Below are 21,814 nucleotides of genomic sequence, written 5' to 3'. Positions count from 1 at the left end.
TCCCATGAATGTCCTGACCGACAACATCGAGCTGTACTGGAAAGGCTTCCTCGGCACCGTCGAACTCACGGTCTTCGCCTCGATCCTGGCGCTGGTCCTCGGGTTCCTCATGGCGTCGTTCCGGGTCGCGCCCGTCGGCTCCTTCCGGGCCTTCGGCACCGCGTGGGTCACGGTGCTCCGCAACACCCCGCTGACCCTGCTGTTCTTCGCGGTGCTGCTCGGCCTGCCCAGATTCGGGCTCGTCCTGCCGTTCACCGTCTTCGCGATCCTCGCGCTCGGCTGCTACACCTCCGCGTTCATCTGCGAGGCGGTGCGCTCCGGCATCAACACCGTGCCCAAGGGGCAGGGCGAGGCGGCCCGCAGTCTCGGCATGACGTTCGGGCAGACCCTGACCCATGTGATCCTGCCGCAGGCCTTCCGGTCCGTGATCCCGCCCATCGGCTCCACACTCATCGCGCTCGCCAAGAACTCGGCGATCGCGGGCGCGTTCAGCGTCGTCGAGCTGCTCGGCACGTACAAGACGCTCAGCGAGCTCGGCTACAACATCATCTGGACCTTCGTCTGGATCGCGATCGGATACCTGATCATCACGCTCGCCATCAGCGCCCTGTTCAACTTCCTCGAGAAGCGCTGGGGGTTCGCCCGATGAAGGCACTGCGGCACGACGCCACCGCCCTCTACGACATCCCGGGGCCCAGGACCGAACGCCGGCACAAGCTGTACGGGGTGATCTCGACCCTCCTCGTGCTCGCGGTGATCGCCTGGATCCTGTACCTGCTCTTCGACACCGACCAGTTCACGTACACGAAGTGGATGCCCTTCGAGTACACCGGCATCCAGAAGCTGCTCCTGCGCGGGCTCGGCAACACGCTCAAGGCCTTCGCCATGGCGGCCGTCCTGTCGCTCGTACTCGGCACGATCCTGGCCGTGGGGCGGCTCTCCGACCACAAGCCGGTGCGCTGGATCGCGACGCTGTTCGTCGAGTTCTTCCGCGCCATGCCGGTCCTCGTGATGATCTTCTTCATCTACGTGGCCCTCAAGATGGAGCCGCTGGCCGCGCTCGTCGCCGGCCTGACGCTCTACAACGGCTCCGTGCTCGCCGAGGTGTTCCGATCGGGCATCAACGCGGTGGAGCGCGGACAGCGCGAGGCGGCCTACGCGCTGGGCATGCGCAAGACGCAAGTCATGACGCATGTGCTCGTCCCTCAGGCGGTGCGGGCCATGCTGCCCGCCATCATCAGCCAGTTGGTGGTGGCCCTGAAGGACACATCGCTCGGGTATCTCATCACCTATGAGGAGTTCCTCCACGCCGGAAAACTGATCGCTTCCAACCTCGACTACGATTTGCCCTTCATCCCTGTGGTGATGGTGATCTCGCCGATCTACATCGGGATGTGCATGGTGCTGTCCTGGTTCGCCCAATGGGTGGCCAAGCGCCAGCGGCGCAACCCCAAGACGGAGGCGGCGGATGTCGCCCCGGCCGAGCCAGGGACGCTGCTGCCAGGTCCGTAAGTACCAAAGCATGGGCCGTTCCGCCCAGCGGCAGCCGGAGATCACTGCTCGCGTCCGAGGTTCGCGAAATACGCGGATGTCGTGAGGAGAAGGTCAGCTGCCGCGTGCCGGTCGGGACGCGCCTGCTTGCCGAGGATGAGCGGGCCCTTGTCGCATTCGTACGCGGCGGGGGTGCCGCTCTCCTTGGTTTTGGGCGGCCCGTGGGCTCACTTGGCGCGGTGCGCCGCCCGGCCGCCGTTCGCCGGTGCGGCGGGCAGCGGGGCCTGGGCCGCCTTCGTGACGTCGGAGACCACCTCGACGACGTCGGGACCGTACGCCCCCGAGTTCACGACCTTCAGGAGCAGGACGAAGGAGTTGTTGCCGTGCTTGCGGGCGAGCCGCTCGTGGTGCCGGGCGAGATAGCGGGTGGCGGCCTGGTTGGTGATCGGCAGCTGGCCGCAGAACAGGAACACCGGTCTCGCCTCGGGGGTCGCGGAACCGGCGGTGAGGCGGGCCAGGAGCACGTACTCGGTTCTGCTCGGCTCCAGGCGGTAGCGCTCGGAGCCGATCTGGAAGGCGCCGCGGTCCGGGCCCGGCTCGGGGTCGGTGTTGACCCGTATGCCGGGCAGCAGGCTCACCATATGGGCCGCCATACGCCGATTCGAGGCCGGACCCCCGACACAGAATTCCGTGCGGTCCCCGAAGCCCTGCTGCGTGGTGTCGTGGGCGACGACCTGGGCGTGCGCGTTGCAGTCCTTGATGAGCGCGGAGAGTTCGAGGAGGGCGAAGACGTCGTGGCGCTTCACCGTCAGCTCGGGGCCGCCCGCGTCCCGGTTCACGACGAGCAGCGACTCGGAGTTGTCGGGGAGCCCGAAGAAGGCCTGCTTGCGGCGGAGCTTGCGCTTCCACAGGTAGGTACGGACGAGCCAGCCCAGCGCGGCGCCGATGCCCGCCGTGATCAGGCCGAGGACGATGTTGCGCACGTCTTCAGTCATGGGCGCGCACTCTAGCGGTCGGCGACGCGGGGCTTCGAGGGGGTCCTGACGGAGTCCGCCCGCCAAGTTACGCTGCGCTGACGCCCGTTGACCGGAGGTACGGATGAGACGTTCAGTTGCCCGGAAACTATCGGTCTTCGCTGCTCTGGGCAGCATGGTGGCGGTTGGGGCTGCTGCTCCGCCGTCGTCCGGTTCGAGCACTCCCGTGAAGGAGCCGGTGGCGACCGGCTCCGGCGGCGCCGTGGCGAGCGTCGACGCGGACGCGTCCGCGGCCGGCATCGAGGTCCTCAAGCGCGGGGGCAACGCGGTGGACGCCGCCGTCGCCACCGCGGCCGCCCTCGGCGTGACCGAGCCGTACTCCTCCGGGGTCGGCGGAGGCGGCTACTTCGTCTATTACGACGCCAAGACCCGCAAGGTGCACACCATCGACGGCCGCGAGACGGCGCCGAAGACGGCGGGCTCCGACCTGTTCCTGGAGAACGGCAAGCCGATCGCCTTCAACGACGCGGTCACCAGCGGGCTGAGCGTGGGTACGCCGGGCACCCCGGCGACGTGGCAGTCGGCGCTCGACGCGTGGGGGAGCGAGCGGCTCGGCTCGGTTCTGAAGCCCGCGACGAAGCTGGCGCGCGACGGGTTCACCGTCGACGGCACGTTCCGCTCGCAGACCGCGTCCAACGAGGCCCGGTTCCGCAACTTCCCCGACACGGCGAAGCTGTTCCTGCCGGGCGGGAAGCTCCCGGCCGTCGGCTCGACGTTCAAGAACCCCGACCTCGCGCGGACGTACGAGCAGTTGGGCCGGGACGGAACCGGGGCGCTGTACCGCGGTGACATCGGCAAGGACGTCGTGAAGACGGTCAACAAACCGCCGGTCGACCCGGCGTCCGGGTACAACGCGCGCCCCGGCAAGCTGTCGGCGAAGGACCTGACGGCCTACGGCACCAAGTTCCAGGCGCCGACCCGGACCTCGTACCGGGGCCTCGGTGTCTATTCGATGGCGCCGTCGTCGTCCGGCGGCACGAGTGTCGGCGAAGCGCTCAACATCCTTGAGAACACCGACCTGTCGAAGGCGTCCGACGTCCAGTACCTGCACCGGTTCATCGAAGCGAGCCGGGTGGCCTTCGCGGACCGGGGGCGCTGGGTGGGCGACCCGGCGTTCGAGGACGTGCCGACGAAGGGGCTGCTCTCGCAGAAGTTCGCGGACTCGCGCGCATGCCTGATCAAGGACGACGCGGTGCTCAAGAGCCCGCTCCCGCCCGGTGACCCGCGGCATCCCGGAAAGTGCGGCGAGGCCGGGGACAAGGCGGCGCCCACGACGTACGAGGGGGAGAACACCACGCACCTCACCGCCGCCGACAAGTGGGGCAACGTCGTCTCCTACACCCTCACCATCGAGTCGACCGGCGGCAGCGGCATCACCGTGCCGGGGCGCGGCTTCCTGCTCAACAACGAGCTGACCGACTTCTCCTTCGCGCCGGCCGGCCCGGACGTGCACGATCCGAACCTGCCGGGTCCCGGCAAGCGGCCGCGGTCGTCGATCTCGCCGACGATCGTGCTCGACAAGTCGGGCAGGCCCGTGGTCGCGGTCGGTTCGCCGGGTGGTGCCACCATCATCACCACGGTGCTGCAGACGCTGACGGGGTTCCTGGACCGGGATCTGCCGCTCGTCGACGCGATTGCGGCTCCGCGGGCCAGTCAGCGCAATGCGGCGCAGACGGAGCTTGAGCCGGGGCTGTACGACGGTGCGCTCCGCGGGAAGCTGGAGGCCATCGGGCACTCGTTCAAGGAGAACCCGGAGATCGGGGCGGCGACCGGTGTGCAGAGGTTGTCGAACGGGAAGTGGTTGGCCGCGGCGGAGAAGGTTCGGCGGGGTGGTGGCTCGGCGATGGTCGTTTCGCCCAGTAAGTAGCTTGCGGTGGTCCGTTCCTACGCCTCGGGGCTCCGCCCCGGCCCCCGCTGCTCAATCGCCGCAGGGGCTTGAAAGTCCGGGGCTCCGGCCCGGGCCCTGCTGCTCAATCGCCGCAGGGGCTTGATGGGGCGCCGGCGGGGCTTGATCCATCAAGCCCCGCCGGCGATTGAGGCGCGGGGGCCGGGGCGGAGCCCCGAGGGTGCAACCCCGTCTCCGGGAGCGCCTAGCGGGCCGTCAGGATGCGGGGGCCGGAGTCCGTGACGGCCACGGAGTGCTCCGCGTGGGCGGCCCGGCTGCCGTCGTTCGTGCGCAGCGTCCAGCCGTCCGGCGCCTCGTGGTAGCCGTCCCCACCACCCCCGATCACCATCGGCTCGATGGCCAGCGCCATCCCGTGCCGCAACCGCATCCCCCGCCCCGCACGCCCCTCGTTCGGCACCGGCGGGTCCTCGTGCATCCGCCGCCCGATCCCGTGCCCGCCGAACCCTTCGGGAATCCCGTACCCGGCCTCCCGGCACACCGTCCCGATCGCGTGCGCGATGTCCCCGATCCGGTTCCCCACGACCGCCGCCGCGATCCCGGCCGCGAGCGCCCGCTCGGCCGTCTCGACGAGCCGTACGTCCGCCTCCCGGGCCCCGCCGACCGTGAAGCTGAGCGCGGAGTCCCCGGCCCAGCCGTCCAGCTCCGCCCCGCAGTCGATCGACACCAGGTCCCCGTCGCGCAAGCGGTACCCGGTCGGGATCCCGTGCACGATCGCGTCGTTCACGGACGCGCAGATCACCGCGGGGAAGGGCGTCGGGGCGAAGCTCGGCCGGTAGCCGAGGAAGGGGGACGTGGCGCCCGCCTTGCGCAGCACCTCGCGCGCCACCTCGTCCAGCTCCAGCAGGCTCACGCCCACGGCCGCGTGCTCCCGCACCGCGGTGAGTGCGTCGCCCACGACCCGGCCCGCCTCACGCATCGCGTCGATCGATGTGTCCGTCTTCAGTTCCACCATGCCAATAACTATACCGGTATTTAAATCCGGTACAAAAATTGGGGCCTCGGGTAGCATGGGGGCATGGTCCGAACTCCCTTGACCCCCGAAGAGCGCGAGCGCGGCGAGCGCCTGGGCCGGTTGCTGCGCGAGGCGCGGCTCGGGCGCAGCATGACGGAGGTCGCCGCGGGCGCGGGCGTCTCCGTCGAGACACTGCGCAAGATCGAGACGGGCCGTGCGCCCACCCCCGCCTTCTTCACCGTCGCTGCGCTCGCCCGCGAGCTGGGGCTTTCCATGGACGAGCTGATGGCGCACTGCGCGCTGACACCGGTCTGAGCGAGGCCGGTTTTCGCTGCCGGTTTCCGCCGTCGGTGTCCGCCCCGAAAAACGCGCGTAGTACGCCCGTAACACGCGGGGTGTTGGCTTCCGGAGCGTAAGGCTCCAGGAAGCAATCGAGGGCGCGACGATCGGCGGGGCGCGTGACGGAAGTGGGACAACTCCCGGACCGGGTGCGGGACTTCGCGGCATATCTGCACGGCCTCAACGCCCGGCTCGACCAGCGCGCCGGCTGGTGCGGCGTCTTCTGGCAGCGGGACCCCGAGGGAATGCGGGCCTGCCTGGACGGCGTCGAGGTGCCGCCCTGGGACGTGGTGGAGGCCCTGCTGAAGGACCTCGCGGCGACATCCGGCGCCGAGTACGCGGAGCGCGAGGCGGCCCGCGCCCGCGCCCTGCACCGGGCCGCCGCGCGCGCCCACGACTCCGGGCCCGGCAGGCGCGAGGTGCTCGCCGACCGGATGGACCTCATGGCGCACGAGCGGCGGAACGCGGAGCGGCGCCTCCAGGAACTCGGCGGCCGCCTCGACTCCACCGTCGACGAGGCGGAGGCCGATGCCGTCCGTCTCGATCTGGCGTGGGCGCACGACGACCACGAGCGGGCGACGGCCCGGATCGCCGAATTCGGTGCCCGGCTCGCGGAGTTGGGATCGGAGGCCGAGCGGCGCACCCCGCCGCGGACCCGACCCGCCGCACCGGCCTCCAAGGAACGCAGACGCCGCCCCCGCGGCAGCGCCCGCTTCGCCGGAATGCCCACGGCCGAACCGGAGCCGGAGGCCGCCGCCCCGACGCCTGCGGCCCCCACCCCCACGGGCGCCCGGTTCGCCGGAGCCGCGACGGACCAGGACGAGGCGGCGGATCCCGCGCCGCCCCCGCCCGACGCCGCCGTGTACGCCCACGTCGCGGACACCGTCGCCCTTCTCGCCGGGCACCGCGCCGCGGGCCGCAGCGGCGAGGCGCACATGGTCCTCGTGGCGGCGGCGGCCGGGCCCGCCGACCGGCTCCCGCTGCTCGCCGACGAGCTGGCGCGCGCCGGGCTCGGCGCCGACTGGGCCACCCTGCTCTGGGAGGCCGCGTCGCTGCCGCCCGGGCAACTGGTGGCCGCCGCCGACGCCCTGGCGGCGGCGGGCCGCGCCGACGACGGACGGCAGGTGCTGCGGCAGGGGATGGGCCGGCCACCGGGCGAGTTCGGCGACGCCGTGGGGCTGCTCGACGCGCAGGGTCGGCACCGCGAGGTCCGCACGCTCCTCGACGCGTACGTCCGCGGCCGCACGCCCGAAGAGGCCGCCGACACCGCGCGCGGCGCCCCCGAACGGCTCGTCCCGCTGCTCCTCGACGCGGCCCGACGGATCTCCGACGAGCGCTACTGGGACGTGGTGCACGCACTGCGCGTCGCCGGACTCGCGCACTGAACCGGCGCCCGAACCGTCACCCGCACGGGTGCCGGGCCCGCACCGATCCAGTGGGTTGTCGACGATGGCCTTGGCAAGCCCTCTCCAGGGGCTTACGTTCGTCCCTCTACCGCCGTTCTACGTGCGTAGAGGTGTACGGCAGGGACACGGCCGACGTGCCTGCGTAGAGACACAAGGAAAAGGAGTGCCGCCGATGACCACCCCCTCCCGATCCTCTCTGCACGACCGGCACCGCGACGTCCTGCCGGACTGGCTGGCCCTGTACTACGACGATCCGATCGAGCTCACGCACGGCGAGGGCCGGCACGTCTGGGACGCCGAGGGCAACAGGTATCTGGACTTCTTCGGCGGCATCCTCACCACGATGACGGCGCACGCGCTGCCCGAGGTCGCCAAGGCGGTGAGCGAGCAGGCGGGCCGCATCATCCACTCCTCGACGCTCTACCTGAACCGGCCGATGGTCGAACTCGCCGAGCGCGTCGCCCAGTTGTCCGGCATCCCGGACGCCCGCGTCTTCTTCACGACGTCCGGCACCGAGGCCAACGACGCGGCGCTGCTCCTCGCCACCGCGCACCGCCGCTCGAACCAGATCCTGGCGATGCGCAACAGCTACCACGGCCGCTCGTTCTCCACCGTCGGCATCACCGGCAACAAGGGCTGGTCGCCGACCAGTCTGTCGCCGCTCCAGACGCTCTACGTGCACGGGGGCGTGCGCGGCCGTGGGCCGTACGCGCACCTGTCCGACGCCGAGTTCGTCGACGCCTGCGTCGCCGACCTGCGCGACATGCTCGGCCAGACCCGCGGCGACGTGGCCGCGCTCATCGCCGAACCCATCCAGGGCGTCGGCGGCTTCACCTCCCCGCCCGACGGCCTGTACGCCGCGTTCCGCGACGTCCTGCGCGAGCACGGCATCCTGTGGATCTCGGACGAGGTGCAGACCGGCTGGGGCCGCACCGGCGAGCACTTCTGGGGCTGGCAGGCGCACGGCCGGTCGGGACCGCCGGACATCCTGACCTTCGCCAAGGGGATCGGCAACGGCATGTCGATCGGCGGCGTCGTCGCCCGCGCCGACGTCATGAACTGCCTCGACGCCAACTCCATCTCGACGTTCGGCGGCTCCCCGATCACGATGGCCGCGGGCCTCGCCAACCTCTCGTACCTCCTCGAACACGACCTCCAGGGCAACGCCCGCCGGGTCGGCGGCCTGCTCATCGAGCGCCTGCGCGCCATCGCCGCGACCGCGCCCGGCGTACGGGAGGTGCGGGGACGCGGACTGATGATCGGCATCGAGCTGGAGGCGCCGGGGCCCGATGCCGCCGAGGTCCTCGAATCCTGCCGCGCGCAGGGCCTGTTGATCGGCAAGGGCGGCGGCCACGATTCGAGCGTCCTGCGGATCGCTCCGCCGATGACCTTGACCGTGGCGGAGGCGGAGGAGGGGGCCGGGATCCTGGAGCGGGCGCTCAAATCCAGCCTCTCCGGCGTTTGAGGAGCGGGGTCCGGGGCGGAGCCCCGCGACCGCTCGCCGGGTAGCCGCTCGACACGAGGGAGACCCTCCGCACATGTCCGCGCACACCCTCACCGTCCGCCACATACTCGCCCTCGACCGCATCGCCGCCGGCCAGCCGGAGGTGGTCGCCGCGGCCGACCACCTCGACCGGCCCGTGCGCTGGGTGCACGTGGCGGAGGCCGCGGACGTCGGCGTGATGCTCAGCGGCGGCGAGCTGATCCTCACCACGGGGGTCCTCCTCGCGGGCGACGAGCGGCTGCAGGCCGAGTACGTCAACTCGCTGCACCGCGCGGAGGCCGCCGCCCTCGTCCTGGGCCTGGGCCGCGCCTTCCCGTCCTCCCCGGAGGGGATGCGCCGCGCCGCCGAACGGCACGGCCTTCCCATGGTGGTGCTGCACCGCCCGTTCCCCTTCGCCGAGCTGACCGAAGAGGTGCAGTCCCGGCTCGTACGAAGGAAGTTCGCCGCCGTCAGCCTCTCCGAAGGCATCCGCACCGCGCTCACCGGGCTCATCACGGCGGGCGCTCCGCTTCAGGCGCTGCTCGACGAGATCGCCGCGCACAGCGGCTGCCCCGTCGTCCTCACCAACCTCGCCCACCGCGTCCTCGCCACGGCCGGCGAACGCCCCGCCGTGGACGACGTGCTGCGCGACTGGGACCGCATCGCCCGGCAGCCCGGCGGGGTCGACGGTGAGGGCTGGATCCGCGCCGACCTCGGCGGCCGCGGCGAGCGGTGGGGCTCCGTCGTCCTGTGCGGGCACCGCGGCGACGGCGCGTCCGGGCGGCTGCTCGCGGACCGGGCGGCGGAGGCCCTCGTCCTGCACCATCTGCTGGCCGGTGCGGGACCGAGCTGGGAGGAGCAGTCGGCCCGCTGCCTCCTCGCCGACCTGCTCTCCGGCGCGACACCGGCCCGCGGACTGCTGCCCCGCGCACGGGCGGCGGGTCTCCCGGTGGACCGCCGCACGTTCGTCCCCCTCGTCGTACGCGGCACGCCACCGGCCGAACTCGACCGACTGATACGCCTGTTGGGCCTTCCGGGCCTCGTGGCGGAACTGGCCGAGCATGCCACGGCCGTCCTCCTCAGCCTCGCCCGCGACCAGTCGCCCGAGGCCCTCGCCGCGCACTTCGCGGACCGCCTGCGTGCCGAGACCGGCGGCCCCGCCGTGGTCGCGGCGGGGCCCGCCCGCACCGCCTGGGACGACGTGCCGGAGGCGCTGCGCGAGGCGCTGCACGTCGCCGATGCCGTCACCGGGGCGCCGCCCGGCCTGCCGAAGGTGGTCCGGATCGGCGACGTGGGACTGCGCGGTCTCGTACGCCAGTTGCGCGACGACCCCCGCGTACAGGCCTTCTCCGAGCGCGAGTTGGACGCCATCCTGATGTCCGAGGACGCCGCGGAACTCCTCCCGGTCCTGCGCACGTACCTCACCACCGGCCGCAACAAGTCCCGCACCGCCCTCCTCCACCACATGAGCCGCCCCGCCCTCTACCGCCGCCTCCAGTCCATCCAGACCCTGCTCGGCGTCGACCTCGACGACTTCGAGCAGGCCGCGTCCGTCCATGTGGCCCTGCTCGCGCACGACACGCAGTCGAGGCCGTGACACCGTGCAACGCCCACGGCCCCGGCACGTGACACGCTGCGACTCGGCTGCCGGGCTCCCGGCCCCTACCGTCTGAGCCAGCACCGTTCGAGCCATCGAAGAACCTTGGAGGTCCCGATGAGCCCCGTGATCCGCGCCGCGATCTTCCAGACCGCATGGACCGGCGACAAAGAATCCATGATCAAGGTGCATGAGCAGGCGGTCCGCGACGCCGCGGCCCAAGGCGCCCAGGTCCTCTGCTTCCAGGAACTGTTCTACGGCCCGTACTTCTGCCAGGTGCAGGACGCGACGTTCTACGAGTACGCGGAGTCCGTGCCGGAAGGACCGGTCGTCCAGCGCTTCCAGGCCCTCGCCCGCGAGCACAACATCGTCCTCGTCCTCCCCGTCTACGAGGAGGAGCAGCCCGGCGTCCTCTACAACACGGCCGCCGTGATCGACGCCGACGGCAGCTACCTCGGCAAGTACCGCAAGACCCACATCCCGCAGGTCAAGGGCTTCTGGGAGAAGTTCTACTTCCGCCCCGGCAACAGCGGCTGGCCGGTCTTCGACACGGCGGTCGGCAAGATCGGCGTCTACATCTGCTACGACCGGCACTTCCCGGAGGGCTGGCGCGCGCTCGGCCTCGAGGGCGCCCAGATCGTCTTCAACCCCTCGGCCACCTCGCGCGGCCTGTCCCGCTACCTCTGGCAGCTGGAGCAGCCGGCGGCGGCGGTGGCCAACGAGTACTTCGTCGGCGCCATCAACCGGGTCGGCGTCGAGAGTTACGGCGACAACGACTTCTACGGGACCTCGTACTTCGTCGACCCCGAGGGCCAGTTCGTGGGCGAGGTCGCCGACGACAAGGCGCCCGAACTCGTCGTCCGCGAACTCGACATGGCCAAGCTGCGCGAGGTCCGCGACCGCTGGCAGTTCTACCGCGACCGCAACCCGCAGGCGTACGAGCCCCTGACCCGCCCGTAGCCCCCGCCCCGTACCTCTGGAGGAGCACATGAGCGCCGTCCGTACGGTCATCCGCGGCGGACTCGTCGTCACCGCCGCCGACGAGATGCACGCCGACGTCCTCATCGAGGACGGCCGGGTCGTGGCCCTCGCGGCCACCGGCAGCAGCACCGCCGCGTCCTGGACGGACGCGCGCACCGTCGACGCATCGCAGAAGTACGTCATCCCCGGCGGCGTCGACGGCCACACCCACATGGAGATGCCCTTCGGCGGCACCTACGCCGCCGACACCTTCGAGACCGGCACGCGGGCCGCGGCCTGGGGCGGCACCACCACCATCGTGGACTTCGCCATCCAGTCGGTGGGCCACTCCCTGCGCGAAGGGCTCGACGCCTGGCACGCCAAGGCGGACGGCCAGTGCGCGATCGACTACGGCTTCCACATGATCGTCTCCGACGTCCACGACGAGACGCTCAAGGAGATGGACCTGCTGGTGGGGGAGGGGGTGACCTCCTTCAAGCAGTTCATGGCCTACCCGGGCGTCTTCTACTCCGACGACGGGCAGATCCTGCGGGCCATGCAGCGGGCCGGTGAGAACGGCGGCCTGATCATGATGCACGCGGAGAACGGCATCGCGATCGACGTCCTGGTCGAACAGGCCCTGGCCCGCGGCGAGACCGACCCGCGCTTCCACGGCGAGGTCCGCAAGTCCCTCCTGGAGGCGGAGGCGACCCACCGCGCGATCAAGCTGGCGCAGGTGGCGGGCGCGCCGCTGTACGTCGTCCACGTGTCGGCTCAGGAGGCGCTCGCGGAGCTGGCGCGGGCGCGGGACGAGGGGCTGCCGGTCTTCGGCGAGACGTGTCCGCAGTATCTGTTCCTGTCGACGGACAACCTCGCGGAGCCGGACTTCGAGGGCGCCAAGTACGTGTGCAGCACCCCGCTGCGGCCGAAGGAGCACCAGGCGGCGCTCTGGCGTGGCCTGCGCACGAATGACCTCCAGGTCGTCTCCACCGACCACTGCCCGTTCTGTTTCAGCGGGCAGAAGGAGCTGGGCCGCGGCGACTTTTCGAAGATCCCGAACGGGATGCCGGGCGTCGAGAACCGGATGGACCTCCTCCACCAGGCCGTGGTCGACGGCCGCATCACCCGCCGCCGCTGGATCGAGATCGCCTGCGCCACCCCGGCGCGCATGTTCGGCCTGTACCCGAAGAAGGGCACGATCGCGCCGGGCGCGGACGCCGACATCGTCATCTACGACCCGCACGCCGAGCAGACCGTCTCCGCCGAGACCCACCACATGAACGTCGACTACTCGGCGTACGAGGGGAGGCGGATCACGGGGCGGGTGGAGACGGTCCTGTCGCGCGGCGAACCGGTGATCTCGGACCGCGAGTTCACGGGGCGGTCCGGGCACGGCACGTACCTGCCTCGGGGGACGTGCCAGTACCTCGGCCAGCCGGGATCAGAGTTCATGCCGCTGCAATGATCTTGCGGTCAACTGCGCGGTATACCTGGGCAGATGAGGTTTCTTGCGATCACCCTGATCGTGCATGCCCCCGACCCGGTGACCGGCACGCTGAAGTCGACGAGCGAGCGCTTCCGCGAGGTGCTCGACAACGCCGTGCTCGCCGAGGAGCTGGGCTTCGACGGCTTCGGCGTCGGGGAGCGGCACGAGCGGCCCTTCATCTCCTCCTCGCCGCCCGTCGTGCTCAGTCACATCGCGGCTCTCACCCGCCGCATCCGCCTGTTCACGGCCGTCACCACGCTCAGCCTCCTCGACCCGGTGCGCGCCTACGAGGACTACGCGACGCTCGACCATCTCTCCGGCGGACGCCTCGAGCTGATCATCGGGAAGGGCAACGGCGCGGCACAGCGCGAGCTGTTCCACGTCACCCCCGAGGACCAGTGGGAGCGCAACGCCGAGAGCTACGAGGTGTTCCGGCAGCTCTGGCGGCAGGACAAGGTGACCGCGCGGACTCGCTTCCGGCCCGGACTCACGGACGCCGAGGTGTGGCCGCGGCCGCTGCAGCGCCCCGTCCGCGTCTGGCACGGCAGCGCCACCAGCAAGGAGTCCGCCGACCTGGCCGCCCGCTACGGCGACCCGCTCTTCTCCGCCAATGTCACCAACACCGTGGAACCGTACGCCGAGTTGATCAGGTACTACCGGGAGCGCTGGGAGACTTACGGCCACGACCCCGCGGACATCGCCGTCGGGGCGGGCACGGCGGGCATCCACGTGGCGCGTACGTCGCAGGAGGCGATCGCCGCGTACCGGCCCGTGTTCGAGGGCAGTCTGGCGTTCCAGCGGCGGCTGGGTCTGGAGCCGGTCTTCGCGACGCTCGAAGAGTTCGTCGAGCGCAGTTCGGCGCTGATCGGCAGCCCGGAGCAGGTGATCGACAAGGTGCACCGCTACCACGAGCAGTTCGGGCACACCGTGCTCCATCTGCACGCGGACGCCGCCGGACGCACCGAGAGCCTGCACCGGAGCTCGCTGGAACTCTTCCAGTCCGACGTCGCCCCGGTGCTGCGCCGGACCGTCCCCGACCCGCCCTTCGACTGGGGCCCGGTGTCCGCACCGTCGTGATCAGGGCTTCGTCAGTGTGACCTCGTCCGCCTGTGCCGTGGCCTCGGGGCCGGACGAGGCCACCACGTCCGAGTGGCGGTGGCCGCGGTCCATGAAGCCGCCCGCGAAGGCCAGGGCCAGGCCGGCGACCGCGAGGGCCGCGCCCACCAGGTTGGGGGACGTCCAGCCCCAGCCCGCCGAGATGGCCAGGCCGCCGAGCCAGGCGCCGCCCGCGTTGGCGAGGTTGAAGGCCGAGTGGTTGGAGGCGGCGGCCATGGTCGGCGCCGAATCCGCCTTGGCCATCAGCAGCATCTGCACGGGCGTCGTGATGAGGGAGCCCAGCGCGCCGACCAGAGTGATGACGATGAGCGCGGGCACCGTGCTGTGGACCGCGAAGTAGAACGCCACGAGGGCCGCCGCGAGCAGCGCCAGACCCGCGTACAGCGTGGGCCGCAGGGCGCGGTCCGTGAGCGGGCCCGCGACCAGCGTGCCGAGGGTCATGCCGACGCCGTACAGCGCGAGGACCAGCGTGGTCGAGGAGTCGGAGATGCCCGTGACGTTGGTCAGCATGGGCACCAGGTAGCTGTAGACGGCGAAGAATCCGCCGAAGCCGACCACGGCCGTGGCCAGGCCGATCACCACCTGCCGGTTGCCCATCGCCCGCAGCTCGTGCCGGATCCCGGTCTGTCCGCCGCGCGGCTGGTGCGGGACGAAGAGGGCGAGCGCCGCGAGGGCGACACCGCCGATGACGGCGACCGCCCAGTAGGCGGAGCGCCAGCCGAGGTGCTGGCCGAGGGCCGTGCTCGCCGGGACACCGATGATGTTCGCGACGGTGAGTCCGAGGAACATCTTCGAGACGGCGCGGGCGGCCCGGTCGGGTGTGACGAGCCGGGACGCGACGACGGCGCCCACGCCGAACAGCGCGCCGTGCGGCAGACCGGCGAGGAAACGCGCGCCGAAGAGCAGGCCGAAGTTAGGGGCGATCGCGGACGCCGCGTTGCCGATCACGAACAGGCCGGACAGGAGCAGGAGCAGCCGCTTGTGCGGGATGCGCGCGCCGATGCCGGTCAGGACGGGGGCGCCGACGACGACACCGAGCGCGTACGCGGAGACGAGATTGCCGGCGTGCGGCACGGACACGTCGATGCCGTCCGCGATCTGGGGCAGCAGCCCCATCGTGGCGAACTCGGTCGTGCCGATGCCGAACGCGACAACAGCCAGGGCCAGCAGGGCCAGCGGCATAGTGCAGGAAACCTTTCACGGAAGCAGGGGCCCGCCCCGGGGACAGAGGAGGGCTCACAACCCGTGCAGCAGCGCGCGGGCGCCTCGCATTCCGCACATGCCCCGTACGTCTCCGTGACCTCTGTCACCGCGCGACACCGCCCCGCCACGCAGGGAGACCCGCCGTCGCTCTTGATCCTTGAAGGCGGCCGTACGAAGGTGGGGCCGCAGGCACGTCGGGGACACGGCACCGTCGTGCGTCACGGCCCAGGGAGGACCAGCGTGCGGCGCGACCACTGGATCCAGAAGATCCGCCGGCTCGATCCCGACACCGACTACCACGAGATCTACAGCATCAGCTCGTCCTACGAGTTCCCCTGGGACACCATGCAGGCCCTGGGGTTCGCCCTCTACCGGACGTACGCCGTCCCGAGCATCGGCCAACTCCTCGGCCGTACCGGTGAGTTCACCGAGCGGGCGCAGAAGCGGTACGACGACACCGTGCTCATCCTCGACGCCGTCGGCGAGCACGGCCCGGACACGGGGGAGGGGCGCGAGGCCGTGCGCCGCATGAACCGGATGCATCGCGCCTACGACATCTCCAACGACGACTACCGCTACGTCCTGTCGACCTTCGTCGTCGTGCCCAAGCGATGGATGGAGTCCTACGCCTGGCGGCCGTACTCGCCCCGCGAGGTGCGCGCGGCGACCAACTACTACCGGGACCTCGGCCGGCGCATGAACATCAAGGACATCCCGGAGACGTTCGAGGAATTCGAAAGCCTCATGGACGACTACGAGCGCCGCCATTTCGCCTACGACCCGGGCGGCCACGCGGTCTCCGAGGCGACGCTCGACCTGATGGCGTCCTGGTATCCGGGCCCGCTCGGCGCCGCGGTGCGCCGGGCCTCCGTCTGCCTGATGGACCCGCCGCTGCGCGCCGCGTTCGGCTACCGGGAACCGAACCTGGCCGTCGAGCGGCTGGTCCGGCGCGGGCTGCGGGCGCGCGGCCGGTTCGTCCGGCTCCTCCCGGCGCGGAGCACCCCGCAGCACGGCCGGGACAGCAGCACCGTGCGCGGCTATCCGAACGGGTACCGGATCGCCGACCTCGGCACGTTCCCCGGCGGCCCGGCCCGCGAGGGCGCCCGGCCCTGAGGGCCCGGCACGCCGCGCTCACCCGCTCGGTCGACCGAAGCTGGACGCGCGTAGAACCGGCTGGGCGAACCTCTTGCCAAGCCTCCGTGAGAAGTCCAGGATTGTGCCCTTCAATGGCGGCTCGGCACTCGACACGAGGGGCTCACCATGGATTTCGGACTCGTTCTGCAGACCGACCCGCCCGCGTCCGCGGTCGTTGACCTGATGAAACGCGCGGAGCGCTCCGGATTCACCTACGGGTGGACCTTCGACTCGTGCGTGCTGTGGCAGGAACCGTTCGTGCTCTACAGCCGGATCCTCGCGGAGACGGAGCGGCTCACCGTCGGCCCGATGGTCACCAACCCGGGCACCCGCACGTGGGAGGTCACCGCCTCGACCTTCGCGACGCTCAACGACATGTACGGCAACCGCACGGTGTGCGGCATCGGGCGTGGCGACTCCGCCATGCGGGTCGCGGGCCGCAAGCCGAACACGCTGGCCCGGATCAGCGACGCGATGAAGGTCATCCGGGCGCTCGGCCGCGGCGACGAGGCGGACCTCGGGGGCGGCGCCGTCGTCCGGTTCCCCTGGGTGCGCGAGGGCGCCGAACTCCCGGTGTGGATGGCGGCGTACGGGCCCAAGGCGCTCAAGATGGCCGGCGAGGAGGCGGACGGTTTCATCCTCCAGCTCGCCGACCCGTTCCTCACCGAGTGGATGGTGAAGGCGGTCAGGGACGCGGCGCGGGCGGCCGGCCGGGACCCCGCCGAGGTGAAGATCTGCGTCGCCGCGCCCGCGTACGTCACGGCGGACGACTCGCCGGAGGCGCTGGCCCACGCCCGTGAGCAGTGCCGCTGGTTCGGCGGCATGGTCGGCAACCACGTGGCGGACCTCGTGGCCAGGTACGGAGCGCACTCCGGCATGGTCCCGGACGCCCTGACGGAGTACATCAAGGCGCGCGAGGGCTACGACTACGCCCACCACGGCCGCTCCGGGAACCCGGACACGGCGTTCGTGCCCGACGAGATCGTGGACCGCTTCTGTCTGCTCGGCCCGCCCGCCGCGCACGTCCAAAAGCTGCGGAAGCTCCAGGAGTTGGGCGTCGACCAGTTCGCGGTGTACGCGATGCACGACGCGAAGGAGTCGGTGGTCGAGACGTACGGCGATCAGGTGATCCCCGCGCTGGACGCATGACCCGACCGGTTCCGGGGCAACAACCACCATCCGTACCAGGCAAGGCAGTTGACGGCACCGCCCGCACCCGCACGGCCGCTGTTCCCGTCTCCCTCCGCAGAACGGACTGCCCATGACCGACACCGCTCCGAGACCACCCGTGTCCGCGGTCGAGCTCGCCGCCGCCGACTACCCCGCCGGCAGCCGCTACGCCAACGAGGACCTGCGTCCCGTCCCGCTCGCCGACCGCCGCTGGACCACGTACAACTTCGTGGCGCTGTGGATCGGCATGGCCCACTGCATCCCGTCCTGGACCCTCGCCTCGGGGCTCGTGGCGCTCGGCATGGACTGGAAGCAGGCCGTCCTCACCATCGCCCTCGCGAACGTCATCGTGCTGCTCCCGATGCTGCTCACCGGGCACGCGGGGCCCAAGTACGGCATACCGTTCCCGGTCCTTGCCCGCGCCTCCTTCGGTGTCCGCGGCGCCAATCTGCCCGCGATGGTGCGGGCGGCGGTGGCCTGCTGCTGGTTCGGCATCCAGACGTGGATCGGCGGCCAGGGCATCTTCGTACTGCTCGGGAAGATCTTCGGGGGCTGGACGGGAGCGGCCGAGGTCGGCGGCTATCCGTGGACGCTGTGGCTCTGCTTCGTCGCCTTCTGGGTCATCGAACTCGCCATCATCTACCGGGGCATGGACACGCTGCGCCGCTTCGAGAACTGGGCGGCGCCGTTCGTGCTCGTCGGCGCGGTGGTGCTGCTGGTGTGGATCGCGAACAAGGCGGGCGGCTTCGGCCCGCTGCTGCACGAGCCGTCGAAGGTCGGCTGGGGCGCGGACTTCTGGAAGGTCTTCTTCCCCGGCCTGATGGGCATGATCGGCTTCTGGTCCACGCTGTCGCTGAACATTCCGGACTTCACCCGCTTCGGCAGGGGCCAGCGGGCGCAGGTCCTCGGGCAGACGCTCGGACTGCCGACGACGATGACGCTGTTCGCGCTGATGTCGGTCCTGGTGACGGCGGGTTCGGAGAAGGTGTACGGGGCGCCGATCTGGGATCCGGTGGCGCTCGCCGGGAAGACGGACAATGTGTTCGGCCTGCTGTTCGCCCTGATCACGGTGTTCGTGGCGACGATCTCCGTGAACGTCGCGGCCAACGTGGTCTCGCCCGCGTACGACCTGGCGAACCTGGCGCCGAAGCTGATCAGCTTCCGCACCGGCGCCGTCGTCACGGGCGTGGTCGGCGTCCTCGTCATGCCGTGGAAGCTGACCTCGACGCCCGAGCTGTACATCTTCACGTGGCTCGGTGTGGTCGGCGGACTGCTCGGCACGGTGGCCGGGATCCTGATCGCGGACTACTGGATCGTCCGCCGCACGGTGCTGCACCTCGCCGACCTGTATGTGAAGGGCGGGCGCTACTGGTACAGCGCCGGCTGGAACTGGCGCGCCGTCGCCGCCTTCACGGTGGGCGGGGTGCTCGCCGTGGGCGGCTCGTACTCGACGGTCGACGCGAAGGGGAACAAGGCCGGACCGTTCCCGGTGGACGGCCTCGTCCCCCTCCTCAAACCGCTCGCCGACTACGGGTGGGCCGTGGGCCTCGGGGCCTCACTCCTCGTCTACCTGGCGCTCATGTCTCTGCGGCCCCGGTCGGGGATCACCCCGGAGTGAGCCTCCCTTGCTGACGGTTGCCGGCGGGGTCAGTAGGCGACGGGCCACCCTGTGCTCCAGTTCAGGAGGTTGATGCCGAGCTTCGGGGTGCCGTTGTCGTTGCCGTCGTAGTAGTGGTAGACGATCAGGTCGCCGTCCACGTCGTTCATGATCGACTGACCGCCGGGGCCGATGTAGCGGCCGTGCGACTCGAGGACCGGGGTGCCGCCGTTGTTCGTCATGGCGACCCCGCTCTTGTCGTAGTACGGGCCGGTGACGGCGGTGGCGCGGCCGACCTTGACCTTGTACGTGGAGCTGGTGCCGGCGCAGCACGTGTCGTACGACGCGAACAGGTAGTAGTAGCCGCCGCGTTTGACGATGTACGGGGCCTCGACGGCCTTGGTGCCGGTGGGCCGGGCGGCCAGCGAGTAGCGGGTGGTGTTCGTCGAGAGCTGCTTGCCGGTCGACGGGTTGATCCGGATCATCTTGATCCCGGTCCACCAACTGCCGAATGAAAGCCACCACTTGCCGTCGTCGTCGACGAACAGGTTCGGGTCGATCGCGTTGTAGTCGCTCGACGTGGTGGAGGTGTAGACGACGCCGTAGTCCGACCAGGAGCCCGGCTCGCCCGTCGTCGAACCGGCCAGGCCGATCGCGGACTTGTTGGAGCCGAAGGTCGAGACCGCGTAGTACATCAGGTACTTGCCGCTGTGGTACGAGATGTCGGGCGCCCAGGCCTCCGTCGCGTACGAGGACCACCAGGAGGGCTTGGTGGTGAAGGCGTCGCGGCCCGCGGTGAAGGCGGTCCGGTCGGTGGAGGAGCGCTCGGCGAGTCCGCCGCCCGTCGCGTAGAGCAGGTACTTGCCCGCCGAGGTGCGGATCATGGTGGGGTCGTGGACGACGGTGGCGCCGGTGACGGTGCCCGGGTTCGGGTAGGCGGACGCCGTCGAGGGGATCAGCGCCAGCAGGGCGGCGGCGGGGAGAGCGAACAACGCGGTTCTTCGTGCGGCGCGCGGCATGGGGGCTCCTTCGCGTGGAAGAGGGCGACGGTGTCCGGTATTTCGGACGCTGGTCGCGTGTTCGGACGGGAACGTAGAGTCGAAGGCGTTGCGCGTCAATGAATCGCGCGGCTTTCCCCGGGGTGTCCTCCAGTTCAACTTCTGTGACCTGGCTCATTGACGGATCCACCCTCCATCGGGTTTGGTATACCAAACTGGAGATGCGGGCGCTGTGTGCGCACCGTTCCCAAATGCCCGAATCGGGCGGCCAGTTGACGCGTGAGGAATCGGTGTTTTCTTCGCGTACACCTCTTGATTACCGCAAAACCCGCCAGTAGCGTCATCCCGCCAAGAGGAAATGAAATTCCTCATCGCGGAAATTGTGGACATCCAGGAGCGCGTCATGGCTGCCGTGCACGAACAGACCCCCACCGCCGGTGTCGATGGACCCGCCCGCACCAGTCCCGGTCTCTACAGTCCGGATCTGGCCCCCACCAAGAAGGAGGGGCGCCGCTGGGGCGCCTACAACGTCTTCACGTTGTGGGGCAACGACGTGCACAGCCTGGGCAATTACGCCTTTGCCGTGGGCCTGTTCGCCCTCGGGCTCAGCGTCTGGCAGATCCTCATCGCCTTCGCCGTCGCCTCGCTCCTGCTCTTCGGGCTCCTCACGCTCTCCGGCTACATGGGCCAGAAGACGGGCGTGCCCTTCCCGGTGATGAGCCGGATCGCCTTCGGCATCCGCGGGGCGCAGATCCCCGCCGCGGTACGCGGGGCCGTCGCCATCGCCTGGTTCGGCATTCAGACGTATCTCGCCGCCGTCGTGCTCGGCGCCGTGATCAAGAAGCTGGCGCCCGGCGCCGCCTCGCTCGACCACAACTCGATCCTCGGCCTGTCCACCCTCGGCTGGATCACCTTCCTGGTCCTCTGGGTCGTCCAGGTCGTCATCGTCAGCTACGGCATGGAGCTGATCCGCAAGTACATGGCGTTCGCCGCGCCTACCATCCTCATCACGATGTGCGCGCTCGCCGCCTGGATCTTCATCAAGGCGGACATGTCCATCGCGGTCTCCACCGGCTCCGCGCCCACCGGGTTCGACGCCTGGCGGCAGATCTTCGAGTCCGCCGCGCTGTGGGTCGTCATCTACGGCACGTTCGTCCTGAACTTCTGCGACTTCACCCGCTCCGCGAAGAGCCGCCGCGCCATCGTCGCGGGCAACCTGGTCGGCATCCCGCTCAACATGCTCTTCTTCGCCGGCATCGTCGTCGTGCTCTCCGGCGGCCAGTTCAAGATCAACGGTGCGGTGATCTCCGGCCCCGAGGACATCGTCGCGACGATCCCGAGCACCCCGCTGATGGTCCTCGCCTCGCTCGCCTTCATCGTCCTGACCATCGCGGTCAACCTGCTGGCGAACTTCGTGGCGCCCGTCTACGCGCTGGTCAACCTGTTCCCGCGCAAGCTCGACTTCCGCAAGGCCGGCATCGTCAGCGCCGTCATCGGGCTCGTCATCCTGCCCTGGAACCTCTACAACAGCCCGACCGTCGTGAACTACTTCCTCGGCGGACTGGGCGCGCTGCTCGGCCCCGCCTTCGGTGTCGTCATGGCCGACTACTGGCTCGTCCGCAAGACCCGGGTCAACGTCCCCGACCTCTACACGGACGCCCCCGACGGCGACTACCACTACCGCTCCGGCTTCCACCTCCGGGCCGTCGGCGCCTTCGGTCCGGCCGCCGCCGTCGCGGTCGTGATCGCCCTCGTCCCCGCGTTCAAGTCGGTCTCCGGGTTCTCCTGGTTCATCGGCGCCGGCCTCGCCGCGCTGCTCTACGTTGTCCTCGCGGACCGCAGCCGCACCGCGAACGACGTGGACGGCGAGGAGATCGCGGTCCCCGCCGCCTGATCCGACCCCTCCGACCCCCGCACAACAAGAAGAAAGCTGTAGCCCGCC

The 21,814-nt window shown here is 70.5% G+C and carries 18 protein-coding genes; 14 read left to right on the top strand and 4 right to left on the bottom strand.

Going from position 1 to position 21,814, the window contains the following annotated elements:
* Positions 1–4: 4 nt before the first annotated feature.
* Positions 5–649 carry an amino acid ABC transporter permease gene (locus ACY34M_RS10675; protein WP_385766595.1) on the top strand — a complete coding sequence of 215 codons (645 nt, stop codon included), beginning with the start codon at positions 5–7 and terminating at the stop codon, positions 647–649.
* A complete protein-coding gene (locus tag ACY34M_RS10670; protein WP_462719368.1) occupies positions 646–1,512 on the top strand; it encodes an amino acid ABC transporter permease in 867 nt (288 codons plus the stop codon). The genes ACY34M_RS10675 and ACY34M_RS10670 overlap by 4 nt, the downstream gene beginning before the upstream one ends.
* Before the next feature lie 206 nt (positions 1,513–1,718).
* Here the strand turns inward: ACY34M_RS10670 and ACY34M_RS10665 are convergent, their stop codons facing one another.
* Complete coding sequence (locus tag ACY34M_RS10665) at positions 1,719–2,486, bottom strand: hypothetical protein (protein ID WP_462719367.1); 768 nt, start codon at positions 2,484–2,486, stop codon at positions 1,719–1,721.
* Positions 2,487–2,589: 103 nt separating this feature from the next.
* Between ACY34M_RS10665 and ggt the strand changes: the two genes are divergently transcribed.
* Positions 2,590–4,392 carry a gamma-glutamyltransferase gene (gene ggt / locus ACY34M_RS10660; protein WP_462719366.1) on the top strand — a complete coding sequence of 601 codons (1,803 nt, stop codon included), beginning with the start codon at positions 2,590–2,592 and terminating at the stop codon, positions 4,390–4,392.
* Between the two features lie 223 nt (positions 4,393–4,615).
* On the opposite strand, the gene map is transcribed toward ggt, so the two are convergent.
* On the bottom strand, positions 4,616–5,383 hold the full coding sequence (gene map / locus ACY34M_RS10655; protein WP_462719365.1) for a type I methionyl aminopeptidase: 768 nt from the start codon (positions 5,381–5,383) through the stop codon (positions 4,616–4,618).
* 63 nt (positions 5,384–5,446) lie between these two features.
* Between map and ACY34M_RS10650 the strand changes: the two genes are divergently transcribed.
* The 7 genes from ACY34M_RS10650 (at position 5,447) to ACY34M_RS10620 (ending at position 13,731) form a co-directional block, all read left to right on the top strand.
* On the top strand, positions 5,447–5,698 hold the full coding sequence (locus tag ACY34M_RS10650) for a helix-turn-helix domain-containing protein (protein ID WP_462719364.1): 252 nt from the start codon (positions 5,447–5,449) through the stop codon (positions 5,696–5,698).
* 152 nt (positions 5,699–5,850) lie between these two features.
* The gene (locus tag ACY34M_RS10645; RefSeq protein WP_462719470.1) at positions 5,851–7,107 is read left to right on the top strand and encodes a hypothetical protein; all 1,257 of its coding nucleotides are present in this window, start codon (positions 5,851–5,853) and stop codon (positions 7,105–7,107) included.
* 193 nt (positions 7,108–7,300) lie between these two features.
* Complete coding sequence (locus ACY34M_RS10640; protein ID WP_462719363.1) at positions 7,301–8,593, top strand: aspartate aminotransferase family protein; 1,293 nt, start codon at positions 7,301–7,303, stop codon at positions 8,591–8,593.
* A gap of 73 nt (positions 8,594–8,666) precedes the next feature.
* Complete coding sequence (locus ACY34M_RS10635) at positions 8,667–10,208, top strand: PucR family transcriptional regulator (protein ID WP_462719362.1); 1,542 nt, start codon at positions 8,667–8,669, stop codon at positions 10,206–10,208.
* Positions 10,209–10,325: 117 nt separating this feature from the next.
* Entirely contained in the window at positions 10,326–11,168 is an 843-nt protein-coding gene (locus ACY34M_RS10630) for a nitrilase-related carbon-nitrogen hydrolase (RefSeq protein ID WP_462719361.1), read from the top strand.
* A 28-nt stretch (positions 11,169–11,196) separates the two neighbouring features.
* Positions 11,197–12,633: a dihydropyrimidinase gene (gene hydA / locus ACY34M_RS10625; RefSeq protein ID WP_462719360.1), complete on the top strand. Its 1,437-nt coding sequence runs from the start codon at positions 11,197–11,199 to the stop codon at positions 12,631–12,633.
* Positions 12,634–12,666: 33 nt separating this feature from the next.
* Positions 12,667–13,731, top strand: coding sequence for an LLM class flavin-dependent oxidoreductase (locus ACY34M_RS10620; RefSeq protein ID WP_462719359.1), 1,065 nt, complete (start codon positions 12,667–12,669; stop codon positions 13,729–13,731).
* On the opposite strand, the gene ACY34M_RS10615 is transcribed toward ACY34M_RS10620, so the two are convergent.
* Positions 13,732–14,952, bottom strand: coding sequence for an MFS transporter (locus ACY34M_RS10615; RefSeq protein WP_462719358.1), 1,221 nt, complete (start codon positions 14,950–14,952; stop codon positions 13,732–13,734). It lies immediately after the preceding gene.
* A 261-nt stretch (positions 14,953–15,213) separates the two neighbouring features.
* On the opposite strand from ACY34M_RS10615, the gene ACY34M_RS10610 reads away from it, so the two are divergent.
* From ACY34M_RS10610 to ACY34M_RS10600, 3 genes are all read left to right on the top strand, one after another.
* Positions 15,214–16,086 carry an oxygenase MpaB family protein gene (locus ACY34M_RS10610; RefSeq protein WP_462719357.1) on the top strand — a complete coding sequence of 291 codons (873 nt, stop codon included), beginning with the start codon at positions 15,214–15,216 and terminating at the stop codon, positions 16,084–16,086.
* Positions 16,087–16,233: 147 nt separating this feature from the next.
* Entirely contained in the window at positions 16,234–17,256 is a 1,023-nt protein-coding gene (locus tag ACY34M_RS10605; protein WP_462719356.1) for a TIGR03842 family LLM class F420-dependent oxidoreductase, read from the top strand.
* Between the two features lie 112 nt (positions 17,257–17,368).
* Positions 17,369–18,895 carry an NCS1 family nucleobase:cation symporter-1 gene (locus ACY34M_RS10600; RefSeq protein WP_462719355.1) on the top strand — a complete coding sequence of 509 codons (1,527 nt, stop codon included), beginning with the start codon at positions 17,369–17,371 and terminating at the stop codon, positions 18,893–18,895.
* 29 nt (positions 18,896–18,924) lie between these two features.
* Here ACY34M_RS10600 and ACY34M_RS10595 read toward each other — a convergent pair whose 3' ends face one another.
* Positions 18,925–19,893: an arabinan endo-1,5-alpha-L-arabinosidase gene (locus ACY34M_RS10595; protein WP_462719354.1), complete on the bottom strand. Its 969-nt coding sequence runs from the start codon at positions 19,891–19,893 to the stop codon at positions 18,925–18,927.
* A gap of 382 nt (positions 19,894–20,275) precedes the next feature.
* On the opposite strand from ACY34M_RS10595, the gene ACY34M_RS10590 reads away from it, so the two are divergent.
* Positions 20,276–21,766, top strand: coding sequence for an NCS1 family nucleobase:cation symporter-1 (locus tag ACY34M_RS10590; RefSeq protein ID WP_462719353.1), 1,491 nt, complete (start codon positions 20,276–20,278; stop codon positions 21,764–21,766).
* Positions 21,767–21,814: the final 48 nt, after the last annotated feature.

It is taken from the genome of Streptomyces sp. EDA2-14, assembly GCF_054963755.1.
Note: the sequence above shows the minus strand (reverse complement) of the source record. Positions and strands in the feature narration are given on the sequence as shown.